This window comes from Pseudomonas ekonensis, assembly GCF_019145435.1.
GTDB classification, from domain to species: domain Bacteria; phylum Pseudomonadota; class Gammaproteobacteria; order Pseudomonadales; family Pseudomonadaceae; genus Aquipseudomonas; species Aquipseudomonas ekonensis.
In genome coordinates this window covers 1,029,725-1,051,583 of record NZ_JAHSTS010000001.1, presented here as the reverse complement: position 1 = coordinate 1,051,583, position 21,859 = coordinate 1,029,725, and the positions used below count along the sequence as shown (strand labels likewise).

Genomic DNA, 21,859 nt, shown 5'->3' with positions numbered 1-21,859 from the left:
TCAAATTCATTGCGTCGTTTGCGGAGCGGCCGCCTCAGAGGCCGGCGCCGGCTCCTGCGGTGGCATCGACTCCGGCGCAGCATCGGGCGCGGCGGCGGGGATCACCTCATCGCCTGCCGGCGCTGCCTCCTGCGTCGGGGCCTGGCCGGCCGGCGCAGGGCTGGAGCGGTAATCGGCTCGGCGCTTGAGCTGAAACTCGCGCACCGCATTGTTGTGCGCGTCCAGATCGTCGGAGAACACATGGCTGCCGTCGCCCCGGGCGACAAAATACAGGCTGTTGCCTTCCACCGGGTTGAGGGCGGCATGGATCGCCTCGCGTCCGACCATGGCGATCGGCGTCGGCGGCAACCCCGGAATCACATAGGTGTTGTACGGCGTGGCTTCCTTGAGGTGGGCCCGGGTCAGCTTGCCGGTGTAGCGGTCGCCCAGTCCGTAGATCACGGTCGGGTCGGTCTGCAGCTGCATCCCGAGCGCCATGCGCCGCACGAACACACCGGCGATCTGGCCGCGCTCCTGGGGTACGCCGGTTTCCTTCTCCACCAGCGAAGCCATGATCAGCGCCTGGTAAGGCTCGGTGTAAGGTGCATCGGCCGAGCGGTTCTCCCACTCCTTGGCCAACACTTCGTCCAGGCGGTCGAAGGCCTTCTTGAGCAGTTCGGCATCGCTCATGCCTCGCACAAAACGGTAGGTGTCCGGGAAGAAACGACCTTCCGGGAACAGGCCGCGATGGCCGATCTTCTCCATCACCTGGCTGTCGCTGAGGCCGTCGAGGGTCTGTTCGAGCTTCTCGTCCTTGGCCAAGGCGGCGCGCACCTGATGGAAGTTCCAGCCTTCGACCAGGGTCAGGCTGTACTGAACCACATCGCCCCGCTTCCACAGCTCGATCAGACCGTTGACGGTCATGCCCGGCTGCATGCGGTATTCGCCGCTGTGGATCGGGGTGCCGGCCAGGTTGAAGCGCCAATAGACCCGCAGCCAGAAAGCGTCCTTGATGACGCCGTCCGCTTCGAGCCCGAGGAAGGTGCGGGTGGGGGTCGACCCCTTGGGAACATCCAGCAGCTCTTCCTGCGTGATGTTCAGCGGCTGTTCCAGCGCCGAATGGATCTTCCAGGCGCTGGCGCCCATCAGCAGCCCTGCCAGCACCAGTCCGGTCTCCAGCAGCAGCAAAAGTTTACGTCTCACGAATCAGGCATCCAGTAGCGCGCGGGCAATGGTTTGCAGTTTACGGGTGAGCGGACCAACCGGCCAGCTCAGTGCGGCGCAGGCACGTACCGGCCAGACGCCATAGACGCTGTTGCAGACAAACACTTCATCGGCCCATTGCAGCTGTTCGAGCCCGATGTCGGTGACTTGGGTGGGGATCCCAAGGCCACGGGCCTGGGCCAGCAGCTCGGCGCGCATCACGCCGGCCACCCCGCAACGCTTCAGGTCCGCCGTGACCAGCACGCCGTCGCGCACCAGAAAAAGATTGCTGAACACGCCCTCGATCACCCGGCCGGCCTGGTCGAGCATCAAGCCTTCGGCGTGCTCGCCGTCCTGCCATTCGCTGCGGGCGATGACCTGTTCGAGTCGGTTGAGGTGCTTGAGCCCGGCAAGGAGCGGCTGGTGGGAAAGGCGCGTGCTGCACGGAAACAAGCGAATGCCCTGCTCAGCGTGTGCGGCGGGATAGGACGGCGCAGGGCTGGCCTGCAGAATGCGCCGCCCCGGCGCCGTCGTGTCGGGCGCGTAACCGCGCTGACCGTCGCCCCGGGTGAGGATGAGCTTGAGCACACCCTCCCCCATCGCGAGCGCATAGCTGGACAGCTCATGGCGGATCCGCTCGGGATCGGCCGCGATGGCCAGGCGCGAGCAGCCTTCGGCCAGACGCGCCAGATGCCGGTCCAGCAGCAACGGCTGCCCGTCCCGAACGGCGACGGTCTCGAAAAGACCGTCGCCGTAGGCCAGGCCGCGATCTTTCAGCGACAGTGCGTCAGCCGGTTGACCGTCGACCCAGCAGTCCATCAGCCGGCGAACCGACGGAACGCCAACGTGCCGTTGGTGCCGCCGAACCCGAAGGAGTTGGACAGCACGACATCGATGTCCATGTTGCGCGCGGTGTGCGGCACGAAATCGAGGTCGCAGCCGTCGTCCGGCTCATCGAGGTTGATGGTCGGCGGCGCCACCTGGCTGTTGATCGCCAGCACGCTGAAGATCGCCTCGACCGCGCCCGCCGCACCCAGCAGGTGGCCGGTCATGGACTTGGTCGAACTGACCGCCAGCCGGTAGGCATGGTCACCGAACACGGACTTGATCGCCTGGGCTTCGGCGAGGTCGCCGGCCGGGGTCGAGGTGCCGTGGGCGTTGATGTACTGCACCTGGTCGGCGTTGATCTTCGCGTCGCGCAGCGCATTGGTGATGCAGCGCGCGGCACCGGCGCCGTCGGCGGGCGGCGACGTCATGTGGTAGGCGTCGCCGCTGGTGCCGAAGCCGATCAGCTCGGCGTAGATGGTCGCGCCGCGGGCCTTGGCGTGCTCCAGTTCTTCAAGCACCAGGGCGCCGGCGCCGTCGGACAGCACGAAACCGTCACGGCCCTTGTCCCATGGACGGCTGGCGCGGGTCGGCTCGTCATTGCGGGTCGACAGCGCGCGGGAGGCACCGAAGCCGCCCATGCCCAGACCGCAGGCGGCCATTTCGGCGCCGCCGGCGATCATCACGTCGGCTTCGCCGTACATGATGTTGCGTGCCGCCATGCCGATGCAGTGCGTGCCGGTGGTGCAGGCCGTGGCGATGGCGTAATTGGGCCCCTGTGCGCCCAGATGGATCGACAGGAAGCCGGAAATCATGTTGATGATCGAGCCCGGCACGAAGAACGGGGAAATCCGGCGCGGGCCGGTCTCATGCAGCGTGCGGCTGGTCTCTTCGATGTTGGTCAGCCCGCCGATACCCGAACCCATGGCCACGCCGATGCGTTCGCGGTTGGCGTCGGTGACTTCCAGGCCGGCGTTGCGCACGGCTTGAAAACCCGCCGCGAGACCGTACTGAATGAACAGGTCGAGCTTGCGCGCTTCCTTGACCGACAGGTATTCCTCGACATTGAAGCCCTTTACCGAGCCGCCGAAACGGGTGGAATAGGCAGAAAGGTCGGTGTGTTCGATCAGACCAATGCCACTGCGGCCAGCCAGAATGCCCTGCCAACTGCTCGGCACGTCCGTGCCCAGTGGCGACAACATACCCATACCGGTGACTACGACGCGTCTACGCGACACAGCACTCTCCTTTTTCAAATGACGATTTGCATCAGGCCTAAAGAAAAAACCGCACGCCATGATGGCAGTGCGGTTTTTCCATGACAGCGAACAACGATTACAAACTATTACGCCTTGTTAGCGTTAACGTAATCGATTGCTGCTTGTACGGTAGTGATCTTCTCGGCTTCTTCGTCAGGGATTTCGGTCTCGAATTCCTCTTCCAGAGCCATCACCAGCTCAACGGTGTCAAGGGAGTCGGCACCCAGGTCGTCAACGAAGGAAGATTCGTTCTTCACTTCTTCTTCTTTAACACCCAGTTGCTCGGCAACGATTTTCTTGACGCGCTCTTCGATGGTGCTCATACCTTGTTTTCACTCCTAATGGACAAATTCAGGCAGCTGGCCAGTGGGTAAGTGTATAGAAAGGCTTTTCAGCTTTTCAACTGAAAGCTTCACTCCTCGAACCCTGCGGCCCCCTGCCTATAAATAGATTGCAGCTTTATAACGGATTTTAGACAGCTCGTATGACATTTTTTTGAAGCAATCCGTCACATTTGTATTACATGTACATCCCGCCGTTCACCGGGATTGTAGCCCCGGTCACGTATGCCGCGCCGTCGGACGCAAGAAAAGCGACCACGGATGCGATCTCTTGAGCCTGCCCCAGACGACCCAGCGGAATTTGCGTCTGCAAGGCTTCGCGCTGCGCTTCCGGCAGTTCGCGGGTCATATCGGTGTCGATGAACCCTGGGGTCACCGAGTTGACCGTAATCGAGCGCGAACCGACTTCACGGGCCATCGCACGGCTGAAACCTTCCAGACCGGCCTTGGCGGCCGCATAGTTTACTTGCCCGGCGTTGCCCATGGCACCCACCACCGAGCCGATACTGATGATCCGGCCCCAACGCGCCTTGGTCATGCCGCGCAGAACGCCTTTGGACAGGCGATACAGACTGTTCAGGTTGGTATCGATCACGTCGTACCATTCGTCGTCTTTCATGCGCATCATCAGGTTGTCACGGGTGATGCCGGCATTGTTGACCAGGATCGCCGGCGCACCGAACTGCTCCTGGATGCTTGCCAGCACCGCGCTGACCGACTCGTCGCTGGTGACGTTGAGTTCCAGGCCGGTGCCCTGGATGCCGTGCTCCTTCAGGGTGGCGGCGATGCGCTCGGCGCCCGAGGCGGAGGTCGCGGTGCCGACGACGATGGCGCCTTGACGACCCAGTTCCAGGGCGATGGCCTGGCCGATGCCACGGCTGGCGCCGGTGACCAGTGCAACTTTACCTTGCAGACTCATGCAAGCTTCTCCTGATTCAGGCCAGCGCTGCACGTGCGGCAGCGAAAGCGTCTGGGGTGTTGAGGTTGGAGGTCGATACGCCTTCGGCGCAGCGCTTGTTCAGGCCGGCCAGGACTTTGCCCGGACCGCATTCGACCAGGCTGGTGGCCCCATGGGCGGCCAGGGTCTGCACGGACTCGACCCAGCGCACCGGCTTGTACAGTTGCTCCAGCAGATCGCGTTTGAGGGTGTCCAGATCCGCCGGCACCTGCGCGCTGACGTTCTGCACCACCGGGATCTGCGGTGCTTGCCAGGCGATGGCGGCGACGGCTTCGGCGAAGCGCTCGGCGGCCGGACGCATCAGCTCGCAGTGCGACGGCACGCTGACCGGCAGCGGCATGGCGCGCTTGGCGCCCTTGGCCTTGCAGAGCTCGATCGCGCGGTCGACGGCTGCCTTGGCGCCGGCGATCACCACCTGGCCCGGCGAGTTGAAGTTGACCGCGCTCACCACTTCGCCCTGTGCCGCTTCGGCGCAGGCGGCGCGCACGTCGGCATCTTCCAGGCCAAGGATGGCGGCCATGCCGCCCTGACCGGCCGGAACCGCTTCCTGCATCAGTTGGCCGCGGCGCTCGACGAGCTTGACCGCATCGGGCAGGCTCAGGCTGCCGGCAGCGACCAGCGCGCTGTACTCGCCCAGGCTGTGGCCGGCGACGAACGCCGGACGCGCGCCGCCTTCAGCCAGCCACAGGCGCCACAGGGCGATGGAGGCGGTCAGGATGGCGGGCTGGGTTTTGTCGGTCTGGTTGAGCAGCTCTTCCGGGCCCTGCTGGGTCAGTGCCCACAGGTCGTAGCCCAAGGCGTCGGAGGCCTCTTTGAAGGTTTCGAGGATCAACGGATGTTCCGCGCCCAGCTCGGCCAGCATGCCGAGGGACTGCGAACCCTGTCCTGGAAAGACGAATGCGAGGGAAGCAGACATGTAACAAGCCCCTAATGATCTTGTCGTCGAAGAATTGGCGCCCCGCCGGGGGACGCAAGAAACTGACAGTTGGATGGCCCTTTGAACCGGGCGGTCACATTTAAGCATTGTCCGACGAAAACGCCTAAGACAACAAATCCCCCAGACGGCCGTGCAGGCGCTCGGGAAGATTCTCCTGAATCTCGATCAATGCGCGCGAAATCGCGCTCTGAAAGCCCTGCACCCCTGCCGAACCGTGACTTTTCACCACAATGCCCTGCAACCCGAGAAAACTCGCCCCGTTGTGCCGCGCCGGGGCCAGATCGGCCTGCAAACGCTTCATCAACGGCAACGCCAGCGCGCCGACCGCACGGGACGCCAGGTTTTTCCTGAACAGCGCCTCGATCCGCGCCGCGATCATCGCCGCCAGGCCTTCGCTGGACTTGAGCAGGATGTTGCCGACGAAGCCGTCGCACACCACGACATCCGCCTCGCCCCGGTACAGCCCGTCCCCCTCGACGAATCCGACGTAATGGATGCCCCGGGCCGCCTGCAGCAATGTGGCCGCCAGCTTGACCTGCTGGTTGCCCTTGATGTCTTCGGTGCCGATGTTCAGCAACGCCACCCGCGGACGTGCGATGCCCAGGGTCTGCGCCGCCACCGAGCCCATCACCGCGAACTGCAGCAGATGCTCGGCGCTGCAGTCGACGTTGGCGCCCAGGTCGAGCAACTGGCAATAGCCTTTCTGGGTCGGGATGGCGGCGACCATCGCCGGTCGGTCGATGCCGGGCAAGGTCTTGAGCACGAAACGGGAAAGCGCCATCAGCGCACCGGTGTTGCCGGCGCTGACGCAGGCCTGGGCCTTGCCGTCGCGCAGCAGCTCAAGGGCGACGCGCATCGACGAGTCTGGCTTGCCGCGCAGGGCCTGGGCGGGTTTTTCGTCCATGGTGACGACTTCGGACGCCGGCATGATCGTCAGGCGCGCGCGATCCGCAGCCGACTGGCCGCTGAGCAGTTCTTCAAGCAGGGAGGGTTGACCGACGAGGGTCAGGTGCAGCGAGGGTGTGGCGGAGAGGCAAGCAAGGCTGGCCTGAACAATGCTGCGGGGACCGAAGTCCCCGCCCATTGCGTCAATCGCGATGACTTGAGCGGACAAGTGATTACTCGTCGGCGCCCTTGTCGATCACTTTACGGCCACGGTATACGCCTTCTGGCGATACGTGGTGACGCAGGTGTACTTCACCGGTGGTTTTTTCCACGGACAGAGCATTCGCCTCGAGAGCGTCGTGCGAACGGCGCATGTCACGGGCAGAGCGGGATTTTTTGTTCTGCTGAACAGCCATAATTGATTAACTCCTAAACGTTTGGGTCACGCTTTAACTGCGCCAATACACTGAACGGGTTGGACCGCGTTACCTCGTCCTCGCTCGGCTCGGGCTCATCTGCGCCCGCCGGCTGCTGGCATTCTTCCGGATGATGAGCAGGCACAATGGGCAAGGCGAGCAGAAGCTCTTCCTCGATCAGTGACTGCAGATCCAAAGGATCTTCGCCCAGTTCCAGCACGTCATAACCTTTCGGTAACGACTGGGTATTCGCACCCTCCTTCACCACCGCGTAACTGCATTCGCTGTGGATCGGCAGGGTGACCAGCTCAAGACAACGCTGGCAAACCATTTTGACTTCAGTGTCGATAACGCTGTGGATCACCACGGCGTTACGTTCATCTCGTTCAAAAACGAATTTGGCCTGCACCGTACCGACATCGTCGGAAAGCGGGTCGCAGAGTCTCTCCAAATCGGCCAGCAGCAGCTCACCTTGAAGGGTGGCGCCACGATCAGCCAATTTGCGCGGGTCAACGTGAGGTGGAATCGGGTCATTCAACATAGGCGCAGCATTATAGGGATGCCCCCGCCCATGTCAAAGGAAATTCCGCCCTGTCCGTCAGTTGCCTGCCTCCGCTAGAATCCCGCCCCTGCCTCAGGAGACGCGAATGCTGCCTTTATTACTCGCTTCAAGCTCGACGTACCGCCGGGAATTGCTCAGCCGCCTGCGCCTGCCGTTCACCTGCCGCTCGCCGGACATCGACGAAAGCCATCGCCCGGGCGAGTCCGCCCTCGAGCTGGTCAAGCGCCTCGCCGAAGAGAAGGCCCGCGCCCTCGCCGACAGCCGTCCCGACCACCTGATCATCGGCTCCGACCAGGTCGCCGTGCTCGGCGAGCGGATCATCGGCAAGCCGCACACCTTCGAAAAGGCCCGCGAACAACTGCTGGCCGCCAGCGGCGCCAGCGTCACCTTCCTCACCGGCCTGGCCCTGCTCAACAGCCGCACGGGCCACTGCCAGATCGACTGCGTCCCTTTCACCGTGCACATGCGCACCCTGGACGAGGCCCGCATCGAACGCTACCTGCGCGCCGAACAGCCGTACGACTGCGCCGGCAGCTTCAAGGCCGAAGGACTGGGCGTGAGCCTGTTCCGGCGCACCGAAGGCCCGGACGCCACCAGCCTGGTCGGCCTGCCGCTGATCCGCCTGACCGACATGCTGCTGGCCGAAGGCGTGCAAATCCCGTAACCACAAAAAACCGGCCCTCAAGGCCGGTTTCCGCTGTCAGCGAGCGCTCAGCGCAACGACGGGCCGTGAAAGCCCATCCACATCGCCAACTGCTCGGCTACGCTGGCGCCGAGCTTCTTGGAGAAACGGTCGAACGGCGATTCCTGCACCGTAAAGTCCACCAGTTCCTTTTCGCCGATCACGTCACGGGCCACCGAACTGGCGTTGCCCAGCCCGTCGATCAACCCCAGCGGCAAGGCCTGCTCGCCGGACCAGACCAGGCCGGAAAAGAGCTCAGGATGCTCCTTGTCCTTGAGCCGGTCGCCACGCCCCTTCTTGACGCTGTTGATGAACTGCTGATGCGTGGTGTCCAGCACACCCTGCCAGAACGCGGTCTCTTCAGGCTTCTGCGGCTGGAACGGATCCAGGAACGACTTGTGCTCGCCGGAGGTGTAGGTGCGCCGCTCGACCCCCAGTTTCTCCATCGTGCCGACGAAACCATAACCCGCCGCCGTCACGCCGATGGAGCCCACCAGGCTGGCCTTGTCGGCATAGATCTGGTCCGCCGCGCTGGCGATGTAGTAGGCACCGGAAGCCCCAAGGTCGGAAATCACCGCATACAGCTTGGTGTCCGGATTGAGGCCGCGCAGACGCTTGATCTCGTCGTACACGTACCCCGACTGCACCGGACTGCCGCCCGGGCTGTTGATCCGCAGGATCACGCCCTTGACCTTCTTGTCCTCGAACGCCGCCCTCAGGCTGCCGACGATGTTGTCGGCACTGGCGGGCTCTTTGTCGGCGATCATGCCGTTGATGTCGATCAGCGCCGTGTAGTTCGGGCCACGGGTGGCGCTCCTTTCCATGTCCATCAGCGGCGTGAACAGGATCAACGCGACAAACAGGTACACGAACGTCAGCAGCTTGAAGAAGATCCCCCAGCGCCGCGAACGGCGCTGTTCCTGCACGCTGGCCAGGAGGGTCTTCTCCAGCAGCTTCCAGCTCTTTGCGTCACCGTCGTCGGCACTTGCCTTGGCCGGTGCTTTCCATTCGTCGGTCATGCCATCCACCCCAGCGAAAACGTATTAGGCCTGCTGCCCCAGCCAGGCATGCAATTGGGAAAAGCGATCGATCGTCAGGCGCGGCTCGAACACCTGCAACGCCTCGACCGGCTGAGCGCCGTAACTGACCGCCACCGAGCCCATGCCGGCGTTGCGCGCCATCTGCAGATCGAAGGAAGAGTCCCCGACCATCAGCGCCTGCGCAGGCTCCACGCCGCAATGGGCGAGGATCTGCTCCAACATCAGCGGGTGCGGCTTGCTCGCGGTCTCGTCGGCGGCGCGGGTGATATCGAAATAATCTTCCCAGCCATGCGCCCTCAACACCCGATCCAGGCCGCGCCGGGCCTTGCCGGTCGCCACCGCCAGGCGGTAACCGTCGGCGCGGAACGACTCCAGCGATTCGGCCACGCCTTCGAACAGCGGCGAAGGCACGGCTTCGGCAGCGATGTAGTGATCGGCGTAGTGCCCGCGGAACGCGATCAGTTCGTCATCGCCGATCTCCGGGTACAGGGTGCGGATCGCCTCGGGCAACCCCAGCCCGATGATGCCCTTGACGGCAGAATCATCGCGCAGTTCAAAGCCGGAACGCTCGGAGGCGACGTGCATCGCCTCGACGATCCGACCGATGGAATCGGCCAGCGTGCCGTCCCAATCGAAGATCAGCAGCTCATAGTCAGGGTGCCGCACTGAGTCGCTCCACGGTCTTGGCCCACATGTCGTCCACCGGGGCCTGCAATTTCAGTTCACCGCCGTCTGGCAGCGGCACCGTCAGCATGTACGCATGCAGAAACAGACGCTTGCCGCCCAGCTCGCGGATTTCCTTGGTGAAATCGTCATCGCCGTACTTGCTGTCGCCGGCGATGCAATGCCCGGCATGCAGGGTGTGCACGCGGATCTGGTGGGTACGCCCGGTCACCGGCTTGGCCTCGACCATGGTGGCGAACTCGCCGAAGCGGCGCAGCACCTTGAACACGGTCAACGCCTCCTTGCCCTCGTCGTTGACCTCGACCATGCGCTCACCGGAACGCAGGTTGCTCTTGAGCAACGGCGCACGCACCTGCTTGATCGACGTGGCCCAATGGCCGCGCACCAGCGCCATATACCGCTTGTCGACGCCGTCGCCGCGCAGTTGCTCGTGCAGATGGCGCAGCATGCTGCGTTTCTTGGCGATCATCAGCAGGCCGGAGGTGTCGCGGTCGAGGCGGTGCACCAGCTCCAGCTCCTTGGCATCCGGACGCAACTGACGAAAGGCCTCGATCACGCCGAAGTTCAGCCCGCTGCCGCCGTGGACCGCAATGCCGGCAGGCTTGTTGATCACGATCAGGGCCTTGTCTTCGTAGACGATCGACTCTTCCAGGCGTTGCAGCAGGCCCTGGGCGACCGGCACGGGCTCGTCGCGCTCAGGCACGCGAACCGGCGGAACGCGCACCACATCACCGGCCTGCAGCTTGTACTCAGGTTTGATCCGCCCCTTGTTCACGCGCACTTCGCCCTTGCGCAAAATGCGGTAAATCAATGTCTTGGGCACGCCCTTGAGGCGGGCGAGAAGGAAATTGTCGATTCGTTGGCCGGCATATTCCGGCGAGACCTCAAGCATTTGAACGCCGGAAGTCGGAGGGGTCGTAGTCGTCATGGCGCGGATGATAACAATTTTTATGGAATTGAAGCACTTAATCATTGCTGCTATAGTCGCGAACGCCGCCAAAAGCGGCCTGGACAGCGGAACCACGGTCAAAGACCGGCCCTGACCAACGCAATTCACCAGGACGCAAGGCCGTCCTACGGGGCTTTCGCTACGTAACGGTGGAGTTTGCAGATGCAACGAGCGCAGGTGACATGAGGCCTGATTCACGCCGCCAGGCAGAGTTTCCACTCGCCAGGCGCGCCATATTCATGGCCAGTTCACAAAGTGCAGTCGTCTGCGGATGACCCCGAGCGAAGGCGTCGGAAACATCGCCTGAAAAGCCATGATGCGTGACCTCCCCAAACCGGAGCTCACGGTAAATGCCAACCCGCTGCGGATTCTGCGCGCGGCAGCACCCGAATTATCAGGGATACGTGTAGGGTGGAGATGCACAACCGCTGGACTGCGTAGCGACAGGCTTTATCAAGACGCTTTATCCCGTCCGCAGCCGCCGGTTGATTCCTCCTCCTGACTGAGTGCTTAAGTAGCCACAGCAAGCAGGACGCGTACGTCGCGATACCCGCGCCACAGGCCGGACATCGCTGGACACGGGAATGGCCAGCCACTCCCGACGCACCTGACACCGACCGTGAGAAGTCGTGTGTGCCGAACGCCGTTTCCGGCAGCCCGGAAACCGACGGTACTACATGAAAAGAATGCTGATTAACGCAACTCAACCCGAAGAGTTGCGTGTTGCCCTGGTAGACGGCCAGCGCCTCTACGACCTGGACATCGAGTCCGGTGCCCGCGAGCAGAAGAAGGCCAACATCTACAAGGGCCGCATCACTCGCATCGAGCCAAGCCTGGAGGCCGCCTTCGTCGATTTCGGCTCCGAGCGCCACGGCTTCCTGCCCCTCAAAGAAATTTCCCGCGAATACTTCAAGAAAGCCCCCGAAGGCCGCGTCAACATCAAGGACGTCCTGAGCGAAGGCCAGGAAGTCATCGTCCAGGTCGAGAAAGAAGAGCGTGGCAACAAGGGCGCCGCCCTGACCACCTTCATCAGCCTGGCCGGCCGTTACCTCGTCCTGATGCCGAACAACCCGCGCGCGGGCGGCATCTCCCGCCGCATCGAAGGCGAAGAGCGCAACGAGCTGCGCGAAGCGCTGAACGGCCTGGTGGCCCCGGCCGACATGGGCCTGATCGTGCGCACCGCCGGCCTCGGCCGCAGCAGCGAAGAGATGCAGTGGGACCTCGACTACCTGCTGCAGCTGTGGACCGCCATCAAGGAAGCCTCGCTGGACCGTTCCGCGCCGTTCCTGATCTACCAGGAAAGCAACGTCATCATCCGCGCCATCCGCGACTACCTGCGCCAGGACATCGGCGAAGTGCTGATCGACAGCGTCGAAGCCCAGGACGAAGCCCTGACCTTCATCCGTCAGGTGATGCCGCAGTACGCCAGCAAGATCAAGCTGTACGAAGACAGCGTGCCGCTGTTCAACCGCTTCCAGATCGAAAGCCAGATCGAAACCGCTTTCCAGCGCGTCGTCGAACTGCCGTCCGGCGGCTCCATCGTCATCGATCCGACCGAAGCCCTGGTGTCCATCGACATCAACTCGGCGCGCGCCACCAAAGGCAGCGACATCGAAGAGACCGCCCTGCAGACCAACCTCGAAGCCGCCGAAGAGATCGCCCGTCAGCTGCGCCTGCGCGACATCGGCGGCCTGATCGTCATCGACTTCATCGACATGACCCCGGCCAAGAACCAGCGCGCCGTGGAAGAGAAAGTCCGCGAATGCCTGGAAGCCGACCGCGCCCGCGTGCAGATCGGCCGCATCTCGCGCTTCGGCCTGCTGGAGATGTCCCGTCAGCGCCTGCGTCCGTCCCTGGGCGAAAGCAGCGGCATCGTCTGCCCGCGCTGCAGCGGCACCGGCATCATCCGTGACGTCGAGTCGCTGTCCCTGGCGATCCTGCGCCTGATCGAAGAAGAAGCCCTGAAAGACCGCACCGCCGAAGTCCGCGCCCAGGTGCCGATCCCGGTGGCGGCGTTCCTGCTCAACGAAAAACGCAACTCGATCACCAAGATCGAACTGCGCACCCGCGCCCGCATCGTCATCCTGCCGAACGACCACCTCGAAACCCCGCATTTCGAAGTTCAGCGCCTGCGCGACGACAACCCGGAAGCGGCGAACAGCCAGTCCAGCTACGAAATCGCCGCTGCGGCCGCTGAAGCCGAAGAAGCCCAGCCGACCGCTGCGACCCGCACCCTGGTGCGCCAGGAAGCGGCCGTCAAGACCGCTCCGGCCCGCGCCAACGCTCCGGTTCCGACCGAAGCCGCCGCCCCGGCTCCTGTGGCCCCGGCCCCTGTCGCTGCGCCTGAGCCAAGCCTGTTCAAGGGCCTGGTGAAGTCCCTGGTCAGCCTGTTCGCCAGCAAGGAAGAGCCTGCCGCTCCGGTCGCGGTCGAAAAACCGGCCACCGAACGCCCTGCCCGCAACGAAGAACGCCGCAACGGCCGTCAACAGAGCCGCAACCGTAACGGTCGCCGCGACGAAGACCGCAAGCCGCGCGAAGAGCGCGCTCCACGTGAAGAACGCGCACCGCGCGAGCCTCGTGAAGAGCGTCAGCCACGCGAAGCCCGTGAGCCACGTGAACTGCGTGAGCCTCGCGAATCCCGTGACGATGCGCCGGCCGCCCGCGAAGAGCGCGCACCGCGTGCCCCGCGTGAAGAACGTGCCCCACGTGCACCGCGCGAAGACCGCAAGCCACGCGGCGAACGCGAAGAGCGCGTACGCGAACTGCGCGAGCCTCTGGATGCCGCACCGGCCGCCGCCACCGCTGAAGAGCGTCCGGCGCGCCAGCCACGCGAAGAGCGTGCACCGCGTCCTCCGCGCGAAGAGCGTCAACCGCGTGCCGAGCAGGCCGCTGCCGCCGTGGCGGAAGAGGAACTGAACGCACAACCGGTCGTCGGCGAAGAGCAACTGCCGGAAGACGGTTCGGAAAGCGCCGAAGGCGACCGCCCACGCCGTCGTTCCCGTGGCCAGCGCCGTCGCAGCAACCGTCGCGAGCGTCAGCGTGATGCCAACGGCAACGTGATCGAAGGTTCGGAAGAGTCCGAATCCGGCGAAAACGTACCGACCCCAGCCGCTGCCGACCTGGCCGCCGGCCTGGCGGTCACCGCTGCCGTCGCCGGCACCGTGATCAGCGCACCGGCCGAAGCCGAGGCCAACGAGCAGGCTGAGCGCGCCACCGCCGCCGTTCAGGACGCTGCGCCAGTGGAAGCGCCGGTCGTCGAAGCGACCTCGCCGGTAGAAGTGATTGCCGCACCGGAAGTCGAAGTGGCTCCGGCCCGCGAAGAACAGCCTCAGGCTGAAGCGGTCGCCGAACCAGCCGCTGTCGTCGAGGCGCCGGTCGTTGTCGAAGAGTCGGTCGTCGAAACCGTCGCTGAGACCGTGACCGAAACCGTGCGTGAAGTCCGCGAAGAGCAGACCGCATTCAACTGGGCCGCCGAGCCTGCTGCCGAACCTGCCGAGGCCGAAGCGCCTGCGCCTGCCGTTGAAGCAGCGCCGGTTGAAGAAGCCAAGGTAGAGGAAGTGGCTGTCGAGCCGGCTCCAGCGGTTGAAGAGGCGCCAGTCGTTGCCGAAGCACCCGCACCTGCGGTAGAAGCGGCTCCGGCCAGCGCCCTGAGCCCGAGCGGCCGCGCACCGAACGATCCACGTGAAGTGCGTCGCCGCAAGCGTGAAGCCGAAGCAGCTGCAGCAGCCGCCGCTGCCGCAACCGTTGCCGCCGTAGAGCCGGTCGCCGAAACCGTGGTCGAGGCAGCCCCTGCCCCGGTCGCCGAAGAAGCCGCTGCGCCGGTTGAGTCCGTGATCGACGAAGCGCCGCGCTCCGTACAGGAAGCGGTCGAGCAACACGAACGGTCCGAGGAAAAAGAACACGAGAGCAAACCGCTCGTCTGATTCCGACAGCCGTTAAAAAGCCCCGCCTGGTGATCCAGGCGGGGCTTTTTATTGCCTGCGCGAACTGCGAATCCCCCTGTAGGAGCGAGCCGGCTCGTGATAGGGGTGCATCAGTCGGCATTGGCGTCACTGATCCAGTGCTATCGCGAGCAGGCTCGCTCCTGCAGGGGCACGTCAGGATGGCGTGAAAAGCAACGCCTGGGGCACATCGATGTCCCACAACACCCCGGGATCATCCACCGCCACCTCCACCACCCGCCCTTGGACAAACAACGGCCTGGCGCCCCGATCGCCGGACAACGCCTGCAACTTCGGCCCGAACACGCGGCCAAATCCGACCGGATGCCCGTACTCGCCGTTGAACACCGGCACACTGACGCCATCGTCAGCGATGGCAGCCACCACCCGCTCGATGCTCGACGGCAGGATGAACGGCATGTCGCCCAGCACAATCAGCCAACCGTCCAGATCAGGACATGCCGCAACCCCTGCCGCAATGCTGTCGCCCATCCCGGTGGACTCGATCGAAACGATGTCACAGCCATAGGCCTGGGCCATGCGCATGGCTTGCGGGCGCGCTTCAGTGGTCACCAGCACGCGCCTGTCGAGTTCCGCCGGCAGATTCACCAGCGCCTGCTCGATCACCGAACGCACCGCGCCGTCACGCCCGGTGCAATCGGCCAGCAGCTTGTCCTTGTCGGCCCCTGCCACTTCGCGAAACCGTCTGCCCTCGCCTGCCGCGAGCACAATCACGCCGATGGATCGACTCATACGCTCTCCATTGCCTCTTTCTGTTTCTGCCCGGCGCCGTTTTTCAGAGCCACGATTTCCGCCAGCAACGACAAGGCGATCTCCGCCGGGGAATGGCTGCCGATGGGCAGGCCGATCGGACCGTGCAAGCGGGCGATGGCCTGTTCCGACAAGCCTAGCTCAGCCAGGTTGTCGCGCCGTTTGCGGCTGTTGACCCGCGAGCCGAGGGCGCCGACGTAAAACGCCCTGGAGTCGAGCGCCGTGAGCAACGCCATGTCGTCGAGGCGCGGGTCGTGGGTCAAGGCCACAATCGCCGTGCGTTCATCGGCCTGGATGCTCAGCACGGCGTCATCCGGCATGCCGGGGATGAACCGCCCGTGCAACTCTTCCCAATCCTGCACGAACTCCGTGCGCGGATCGCAGACCAGCACTTCGAAATCCAGCAGCCGCGCCATCTCGGCCACATAACGCGACAGTTGCCCGGCGCCGATCAGCAACAGCCGCCAGCGCGGGCCATAGATCGCGCGCAGGATCCGGCCGTCGAAGGCCAGCGAGTCGTGCTTGCCGGCCGCCTGCAACGTCACCTCACCCGTCTCGACATTCAGTGTCCGGGCAACGATTTCATGGTTATCGCAACGGGCGATCAATTCGGCGACCCAGGCCGGATCACCGACCCGCTCCTCGGTCAGGCGCAAGGTGCCGCCGCAAGGCAGGCCGAAGCGGGCCGCCTCCTCCTGGGTCACGCCATAGGTGATCAACTGCACCGGCGGCCCGCCGGCAGGGATCCGGCCGTCGTGCAGACGGGCGATCAGATCGTCCTCGACGCAACCGCCGGACACCGAGCCGATCACCACGCCATCCTCACGCAGCGCCAGCATCGCGCCGGGCGCCCGGGGCGCGGTGCCCCAGGTCTGCACCACGCTGAACAGCACCACCCGTTGCCCGGCGCGGCGCCACTGGAGCACGCTGCGCAGGACGTTGAGATCGACGCTGTCCATCACGCCTGCGCCTTTTGCCAGCCCTGCAGCTGGTAGCGCACCGGCAGGCTGCGGATCCGCCGGCCGGTGGCGGCGAAGATCGCGTTGCACAGCGCCGGCGCAATCGGCGGCACGCCCGGTTCGCCGACGCCGCCCAGCGGCACCTCGCCCGGCGGCGTGACCAGGTGCACCGCCACCTCCTTCGGCGCCAGGGACATGCGCGCCACTTCATACATATGGAAGTTGTCCTGCTGCACCTTGCCGTCCTTGAAGCTGATTTCGCCCCACACGGCATTGCCCAGCCCCATCACACAGGCCCCTTCGAACTGCGAGCGGATCCGCTCGGGGTTGATCTGCGGTCCGCAGTCCACGGCGATGTCGGCCTTGTGCACGATCAGCGTGCCGTCGTCCTTGACCTCCACCTCGATCACCGCCGCCACGTAGGTGACGAAGCTGTAATGCACCGCCAGCCCCAGCCCGCGCCCTTTGGGCAGCTTGCGGCCCCAGCCGGCGGCCTTGGCTGCGGTTTCCAGCACCGTGCGCATGCGCCCGGTGTCGATCGGATAGCGCTCCGGGGATTCGCCGTAGTTCCACTCTTCGCTCAGGGTGCGCGGGTCGATCTGCCGGTCCGGGCCGAGCAGCCTGACCTGGTACTGGAGCGGATCCTCAGCGGCCCTGTGCGCCAGTTCATCGACGAAGCTCTGGATCGCGAAGCCATGGGGAATGTTGGACACCGAGCGATACCAGCCCACCCGGGTGTGCACGGCGGCTTCAGGGTTCTCCAGGCGTACGTTGGGGATCGCGTACGCCATGTTGGTGAAGCCCATGCCCAGCTCGAATGCCGCCTCGTGGTTCATGCCCGGCGCGAACAATGCGCTGATGCTCGGCGCCACCGTGCGGTGCAGCCAGGCGGACGGCAAGCCGTCCTTGCCCACGCCGGCCTTGAGGTACTCGGCAGAGACGGTGTGGAAATACGAATGATGGATGTCGTCTTCCCGCGTCCACTGCACCCGCACCGCTTTGCCGGGGAATTCCTTGGCCAGGATCGCGGCTTCGATCACGAAGTCCGGCTTGGATTTGCGGCCAAAGCCGCCGCCGAGCAGGGTGACGTTGAAGGTGACGTTGTCGAACGGCAGCCCCAGACGCTCGGCGATCCGCTCGCGGGTGACCTGGGGCGCCTGGCTCGGCGCCCAGGCTTGGCAGGTGCCGTCCTTGTAGCGGGCGACGGCGACCATCGGCTCCATCGGCGCCTGCGCCAGGTGCGGCAGGTAATAGGAGGCTTCCAGGGTGCCGGCCGCTCCGGCGATGGCCTTGTCGACGTCGCCGGTGTTGCGCACCACCTTGCCCGGCTTCAGCGAAGCGGCTTCCAGCGTCTTGCGGTAGGCCACCGAGTCGTAGCTGGCATTGGGCCCGTCGTCCCACTCGATCTTCAGGGCTTCGCGGCCCTTGAGCGCCGCCCAGGTGTTGCTGGCCACCACGGCGACGCCACCCAGCGGCTGGAACTCCGAAGGCAACGGACGGCCTTCGATCCAGATGACCTTGAGCACCCCCGGCACCTTCAGCGCGGCGCTGTCGTCCACCGCGCGGACGGTGCCGCCATACACCGCCGGCCGGGCGATGACGGCGAACAGCATGCCGTCGAAATGCACGTCGGCCCCGTACACGGCGCGGCCGTTGACGATGTCGGCGCCGTCGATGGCTTTGGTGCCCTCCTTGCCGATGTAGCGGAACTCCGACGGCTGCTTGAGCCGCAGGCTGTCACGGGCCGGCACCGCCAACGCGCTGGCGGCGGCAGCGAGCTCGCCGTAGCCCAGCTCGCGCCCGGACGGTTGGTGAATGACCTTGTGCAGCTGCGCATGGCATTCGCTCACGGGCACCTTCCACTGGGTGGCGGCCGCCTGTTCGAGCATCGTGCGGGCGGCGGCGCCGCAACGGCGCATCGGCTCGTACCAGTGGCGCATGCTGCGCGAACCGTCGGTGTCCTGGTTGCCGAAACGCACTTCATCGCCCGGCGCCTGCTGCACCTTCACGTGGGCCCAGTCGGCCTCCAGCTCATCGGCGACCACCAGGCTCAGGCTGGTGCGCACGCCCTGGCCCATTTCCGAACGGTTGCACACCACGGTCACCGTGCCGTCGGCGGCAATGCTGACGTAGACCTTCGGATCGTCCACCCAGCCGTTGGGCATGCCGTCGGCGCCGAACTGCTTGGGTTTGTCCTCGGCCAGGGCGTCCTGCCAGCCCCAGCTCGCCGCCAGCACCAGGGCGCCGGTCGCGCCGACGCCTTTGAGAAAGCCCCGGCGACTGAGATTGCTCAGGGCGAAATCGCTCGGTAGACGGCTCATGCCTTGGCCTCCTTCAGGTGGGTGGACGCCTGGCGGATGGCGGTCTTGATCCGGTTGTAAGTGCCGCAGCGGCAAATGTTACCGACCATCGCCTCTTCGATCTGCTCGTCGCTGGGGTTCGGGTTTACCTTAAGCAATGCGGTGGCGGACATGATCTGCCCGCCCTGGCAGTAGCCGCACTGGGCCACGGCGGTGTCGAGCCAGGCCTGCTGGACGATCCGGCCCACAGGGTCGGCATGCAGGTTGTCGAGGGTGGTCACGTCCTGCCCGGCCACCGATCCGATCGGCGTGATGCAGCTGCGGGCGGGCGAGCCGTCGATATGGATGGTGCACGCGCCGCACAGGCCCATGCCGCAGCCGAACTTGGTGCCGCTGTAGCCGGCGACGTCGCGGATCGCCCACAGCAGCGGCATGTCTTCGCCGACGTCGAGTTGATGGTCTTGACCGTTGAGCTTCAGGGTAATCATGGGCACGCCCGCATATTCATGGAGGTTATGGGGTCGAGCAATCTGCCGCCGCAGGCACGGCGGTGGTTCGTGCAGATCGACTCAGGCTAATGCGGCTCTCTTGTGCCGACGGGATGCGTCTGCACCGGGCCTTCGGTGGAGCAAATGACTTGCATCGTTAGCTCGCTAAGTTAACCCAGCATTAACAAAAAAGCCCTGCACCGGTGTCCGGTGCAGGGCTTTGGGCCGGGCCTTGGAAGCGTAGCCTCAATACCGGTTGGGCTCCATTTCCAGCTCGACATTGAAACGTTCTGCAATGTCTTTCTGGATGCGTTGCGCCAGGTCGAACAGTTGCAGGCCGGTGGCCGCGCCGTAGTTGACCAGCACCAGAGCCTGCAGCTTGTGCACCCCGGCGTCGCCCTCGCGGAAACCCTTCCACCCTGCCCGCTCGATCAGCCAGCCGGCGGCCAGCTTCACCTGACCGTCCGCCTGCGGATAGGCCACCAGGTCCGGGTGCTGCGCCTTGATCTGCGCCGCCGTCTGCGCCGGCACCAGCGGGTTCTTGAAGAAACTGCCGGCATTGCCGAGCACCGCCGGATCCGGCAGTTTCTCGCTGCGGATGCTGCAGATGGCGTGGCTCACGTCGCTGGGGGTAGGCTGCTCGATGCCCTGTTCGGTCAGGCGCTGACGCACCGGCCCGTATTCCAGGTGCAGGTGGGCCGCCCGGTTCAGGTTGAAGCGCACCCGCAGGATCAGCCAACGGCCAGGATGTTGCTTGAACACGCTGTCGCGGTAAGCGAACCCGCACTCCGCCAGCGTGAAGTCGCGCAGTTCGCCGGTCTGGCGATCCAGCGCCGTGAGGCCGGCGAACACGTCCTTGATCTCGACGCCGTAGGCGCCGATGTTCTGCATCGGCGCCGCCCCGACGGTGCCGGGGATCAGGCTGAGGTTCTCAAGGCCCGACAGGCCCAGCGCCAGCGTGTGCTGCACGAACGGATGCCACGGCTCGCCCGCCTCGGCCTCCAGCACCACGCGGTCGCCGTCCTCGCCGACCACCCGGATCCCGCGGCTGACCATGCGCAGCACCAGCGCCGGCACATCCGCCGTCAGCAGCAGGTTGCTGCCGCCGCCGATCACCAGCAGCGGCAGCTGCTGCGCCGCCGCATAAGCCAGGGCCTCGCGCACGTCGGCGTCGTTGCGGGCTTCGGCGAACAGTTGCGCCCGCACGTCTACGCCAAAGGTATTGAACGGTTTCAGGGAAACCTGCGGTTGCACCGACAGACTCATAACCGCCCCTTCACTTCGATCAGCAACCGGTCGCAGGCGCGCTCGATCAGGTCCAGCACTTGCTCGAACCCTTGATCGCCGTCGTAGTACGGATCCGGCACTTCATCGACCTCACCTTCGTAGCGGCGCAGGAACAGGTCCAGTTCGGCCTTACCGGTGGACGGCTGCATCGCCTTGAGGTTGCGCAGGTTGCTGTTGTCCATCGCCAGAATCAGGTCGTAGCTGGCGAAGTCGGCGCGGCTGACCTGCTGCGCCCGCTGGGCCGACAGGTCGTAGCCGCGCAGTTTGGCCGCGGCCTGGCTGCGCTTGTCCGGCGGGTTGCCGACGTGCCAGTCGCCGGTGCCGGCGGAGGCCACTTCGACCTGCCCCGCCAGCCCCGCTTCGCGCAGTTTGTGGCGCAATACACCTTCGGCGGTGGGCGAGCGGCAGATGTTGCCCAGACACACGAACAGAACGCGCATCAGGCCTCCAGCAGGCGACGGACGCGCTCGAGGTCCTCGGCGGTGTCGACCCCCGTCGGCGGCGCGATCAACGCATCGGCCACGTGGATGCGCACGCCGTGCCACAGGGCACGCAGCTGCTCCAGGGACTCGGTGTTCTCAAGCCAGCACGGGCCCCAGTTCACGAAGTCCTGGAGGAACCCGGCGCGGTAGGCATAGATGCCGATGTGGCGGCGGTACGGCACGCCCTCCGGCAGTTGCTCGCGGCTCTTGGCGAACGCGTCGCGGGCCCACGGCAGGGTGGCGCGGCTGAAGGTCAGCGCCAGGCCGTTGAGGTCACTGACGACCTTGACCACGTTGGGGTTGAACAGGGTGTCCACGTCCTCGATCGGCTCGGCCAGGGTGGCCATGCGCGCCTCGGTGTGGGCCGCGAGGTTGGCGGCCACCTGATCGATCACGCTCGGCGGGATCAACGGCTCGTCGCCCTGCACGTTGACCACGATGGCGTCCGGCGCCAGGCCCAGTTTCGCGGCCACTTCGGCCAGGCGGTCGGTGCCGGAGTTGTGGTCTTCGCGGGTCAGCACCACTTCGGCGCCGAACGCGTTGCAGGCCTCGACGATGCGCGCATCGTCGGTGGCCACCACCACGCGGTCGGCGCCGCTCTTGCTCGCCTGTTCCCAGACATGCTGGATCATCGGCTTGCCGGCGATCGGCAGCAACGGCTTGCCCGGCAGGCGGGTGGAGGCGAAGCGCGACGGAATGACGACGGTGAACGCTGTGCTCATTTGTCCAGGCGCTCGTCGCTGGTCAGGGTGCGGGCTTCGCTTTCGAGCATCACCGGGATGCCGTCGCGGATCGGGTAGGCCAGGCCTGCGCCCTTGCTGATCAGTTCGGTCTTGTCGGCGCTGAGCTTGAGCGGGCCTTTGCAGACGGGGCACGCGAGGATGTCGAGCAGTTTGGTGTCCATGAACATT

The 21,859-nt window shown here is 65.1% G+C and carries 22 protein-coding genes; 2 read left to right on the top strand and 20 right to left on the bottom strand.

Annotation, left to right across the window (positions count from 1 at the left end):
* Positions 1–6: 6 nt before the first annotated feature.
* The 9 genes from mltG to KVG96_RS04810 form a co-directional block, all read right to left on the bottom strand.
* Entirely contained in the window at positions 7–1,182 is a 1,176-nt protein-coding gene (mltG, locus tag KVG96_RS04850; RefSeq protein WP_217891031.1) for an endolytic transglycosylase MltG, read from the bottom strand.
* Between the two features lie 3 nt (positions 1,183–1,185).
* Positions 1,186–2,001, bottom strand: coding sequence for an aminodeoxychorismate lyase (pabC, locus tag KVG96_RS04845; RefSeq protein WP_217891030.1), 816 nt, complete (start codon positions 1,999–2,001; stop codon positions 1,186–1,188).
* Positions 2,001–3,245, bottom strand: coding sequence for a beta-ketoacyl-ACP synthase II (gene fabF, locus KVG96_RS04840; RefSeq protein ID WP_217891029.1), 1,245 nt, complete (start codon positions 3,243–3,245; stop codon positions 2,001–2,003). The genes pabC and fabF overlap by 1 nt, the downstream gene beginning before the upstream one ends.
* Positions 3,246–3,352: 107 nt before the next feature.
* Positions 3,353–3,589: an acyl carrier protein gene (gene acpP / locus KVG96_RS04835; RefSeq protein WP_217891028.1), complete on the bottom strand. Its 237-nt coding sequence runs from the start codon at positions 3,587–3,589 to the stop codon at positions 3,353–3,355.
* A 196-nt stretch (positions 3,590–3,785) separates the two neighbouring features.
* Positions 3,786–4,526, bottom strand: coding sequence for a 3-oxoacyl-ACP reductase FabG (fabG, locus tag KVG96_RS04830; RefSeq protein WP_085578120.1), 741 nt, complete (start codon positions 4,524–4,526; stop codon positions 3,786–3,788).
* Between the two features lie 16 nt (positions 4,527–4,542).
* Positions 4,543–5,481, bottom strand: a complete 939-nt coding sequence (gene fabD, locus KVG96_RS04825; RefSeq protein WP_217891027.1) for an ACP S-malonyltransferase — start codon at positions 5,479–5,481, stop codon at positions 4,543–4,545.
* 124 nt (positions 5,482–5,605) lie between these two features.
* Entirely contained in the window at positions 5,606–6,616 is a 1,011-nt protein-coding gene (gene plsX, locus KVG96_RS04820; protein WP_217891026.1) for a phosphate acyltransferase PlsX, read from the bottom strand.
* Between the two features lie 4 nt (positions 6,617–6,620).
* Complete coding sequence (gene rpmF / locus KVG96_RS04815; protein ID WP_009406838.1) at positions 6,621–6,803, bottom strand: 50S ribosomal protein L32; 183 nt, start codon at positions 6,801–6,803, stop codon at positions 6,621–6,623.
* Positions 6,804–6,816: 13 nt separating this feature from the next.
* Positions 6,817–7,344 carry a YceD family protein gene (locus KVG96_RS04810; protein ID WP_085578123.1) on the bottom strand — a complete coding sequence of 176 codons (528 nt, stop codon included), beginning with the start codon at positions 7,342–7,344 and terminating at the stop codon, positions 6,817–6,819.
* Between the two features lie 106 nt (positions 7,345–7,450).
* On the opposite strand from KVG96_RS04810, the gene KVG96_RS04805 reads away from it, so the two are divergent.
* Positions 7,451–8,029: a Maf family protein gene (locus KVG96_RS04805; protein WP_217891025.1), complete on the top strand. Its 579-nt coding sequence runs from the start codon at positions 7,451–7,453 to the stop codon at positions 8,027–8,029.
* A 47-nt stretch (positions 8,030–8,076) separates the two neighbouring features.
* Here the strand turns inward: KVG96_RS04805 and KVG96_RS04800 are convergent, their stop codons facing one another.
* The 3 genes from KVG96_RS04800 to rluC are packed head-to-tail and all read right to left on the bottom strand — an operon-like array spanning position 8,077 to position 10,699.
* A complete protein-coding gene (locus tag KVG96_RS04800; RefSeq protein ID WP_217891024.1) occupies positions 8,077–9,066 on the bottom strand; it encodes a S49 family peptidase in 990 nt (329 codons plus the stop codon).
* A gap of 24 nt (positions 9,067–9,090) precedes the next feature.
* Entirely contained in the window at positions 9,091–9,753 is a 663-nt protein-coding gene (locus KVG96_RS04795) for an HAD-IA family hydrolase (protein ID WP_217891023.1), read from the bottom strand.
* Complete coding sequence (gene rluC / locus KVG96_RS04790) at positions 9,740–10,699, bottom strand: 23S rRNA pseudouridine(955/2504/2580) synthase RluC (RefSeq protein WP_085629685.1); 960 nt, start codon at positions 10,697–10,699, stop codon at positions 9,740–9,742. Before rluC ends, KVG96_RS04795 begins: the two co-directional genes overlap by 14 nt.
* Before the next feature lie 698 nt (positions 10,700–11,397).
* Between rluC and rne the strand changes: the two genes are divergently transcribed.
* A complete protein-coding gene (rne, locus tag KVG96_RS04785) occupies positions 11,398–14,643 on the top strand; it encodes a ribonuclease E (RefSeq protein WP_217891022.1) in 3,246 nt (1,081 codons plus the stop codon).
* Between the two features lie 174 nt (positions 14,644–14,817).
* Here rne and KVG96_RS04780 read toward each other — a convergent pair whose 3' ends face one another.
* From KVG96_RS04780 to KVG96_RS04745, 8 genes are all read right to left on the bottom strand, one after another.
* Entirely contained in the window at positions 14,818–15,414 is a 597-nt protein-coding gene (locus KVG96_RS04780) for a nucleotidyltransferase family protein (protein WP_217891021.1), read from the bottom strand.
* The gene (locus tag KVG96_RS04775) at positions 15,411–16,391 is read right to left on the bottom strand and encodes an XdhC family protein (RefSeq protein WP_217891020.1); all 981 of its coding nucleotides are present in this window, start codon (positions 16,389–16,391) and stop codon (positions 15,411–15,413) included. The genes KVG96_RS04780 and KVG96_RS04775 overlap by 4 nt, the downstream gene beginning before the upstream one ends.
* A complete protein-coding gene (locus KVG96_RS04770) occupies positions 16,391–18,712 on the bottom strand; it encodes a xanthine dehydrogenase family protein molybdopterin-binding subunit (protein WP_217891019.1) in 2,322 nt (773 codons plus the stop codon). Before KVG96_RS04770 ends, KVG96_RS04775 begins: the two co-directional genes overlap by 1 nt.
* Positions 18,709–19,179: a (2Fe-2S)-binding protein gene (locus KVG96_RS04765; protein ID WP_217891018.1), complete on the bottom strand. Its 471-nt coding sequence runs from the start codon at positions 19,177–19,179 to the stop codon at positions 18,709–18,711. Before KVG96_RS04765 ends, KVG96_RS04770 begins: the two co-directional genes overlap by 4 nt.
* 246 nt (positions 19,180–19,425) lie before the next feature.
* Positions 19,426–20,445 carry a UDP-N-acetylmuramate dehydrogenase gene (gene murB, locus KVG96_RS04760; RefSeq protein ID WP_217891017.1) on the bottom strand — a complete coding sequence of 340 codons (1,020 nt, stop codon included), beginning with the start codon at positions 20,443–20,445 and terminating at the stop codon, positions 19,426–19,428.
* Positions 20,442–20,906, bottom strand: a complete 465-nt coding sequence (locus tag KVG96_RS04755; RefSeq protein ID WP_217891016.1) for a low molecular weight protein-tyrosine-phosphatase — start codon at positions 20,904–20,906, stop codon at positions 20,442–20,444. The genes murB and KVG96_RS04755 overlap by 4 nt, the downstream gene beginning before the upstream one ends.
* Positions 20,906–21,670: a 3-deoxy-manno-octulosonate cytidylyltransferase gene (gene kdsB, locus KVG96_RS04750; protein WP_217891015.1), complete on the bottom strand. Its 765-nt coding sequence runs from the start codon at positions 21,668–21,670 to the stop codon at positions 20,906–20,908. The genes KVG96_RS04755 and kdsB overlap by 1 nt, the downstream gene beginning before the upstream one ends.
* Complete coding sequence (locus KVG96_RS04745) at positions 21,667–21,852, bottom strand: Trm112 family protein (protein WP_085578288.1); 186 nt, start codon at positions 21,850–21,852, stop codon at positions 21,667–21,669. Before KVG96_RS04745 ends, kdsB begins: the two co-directional genes overlap by 4 nt.
* Positions 21,853–21,859 lie beyond the last annotated feature (7 nt).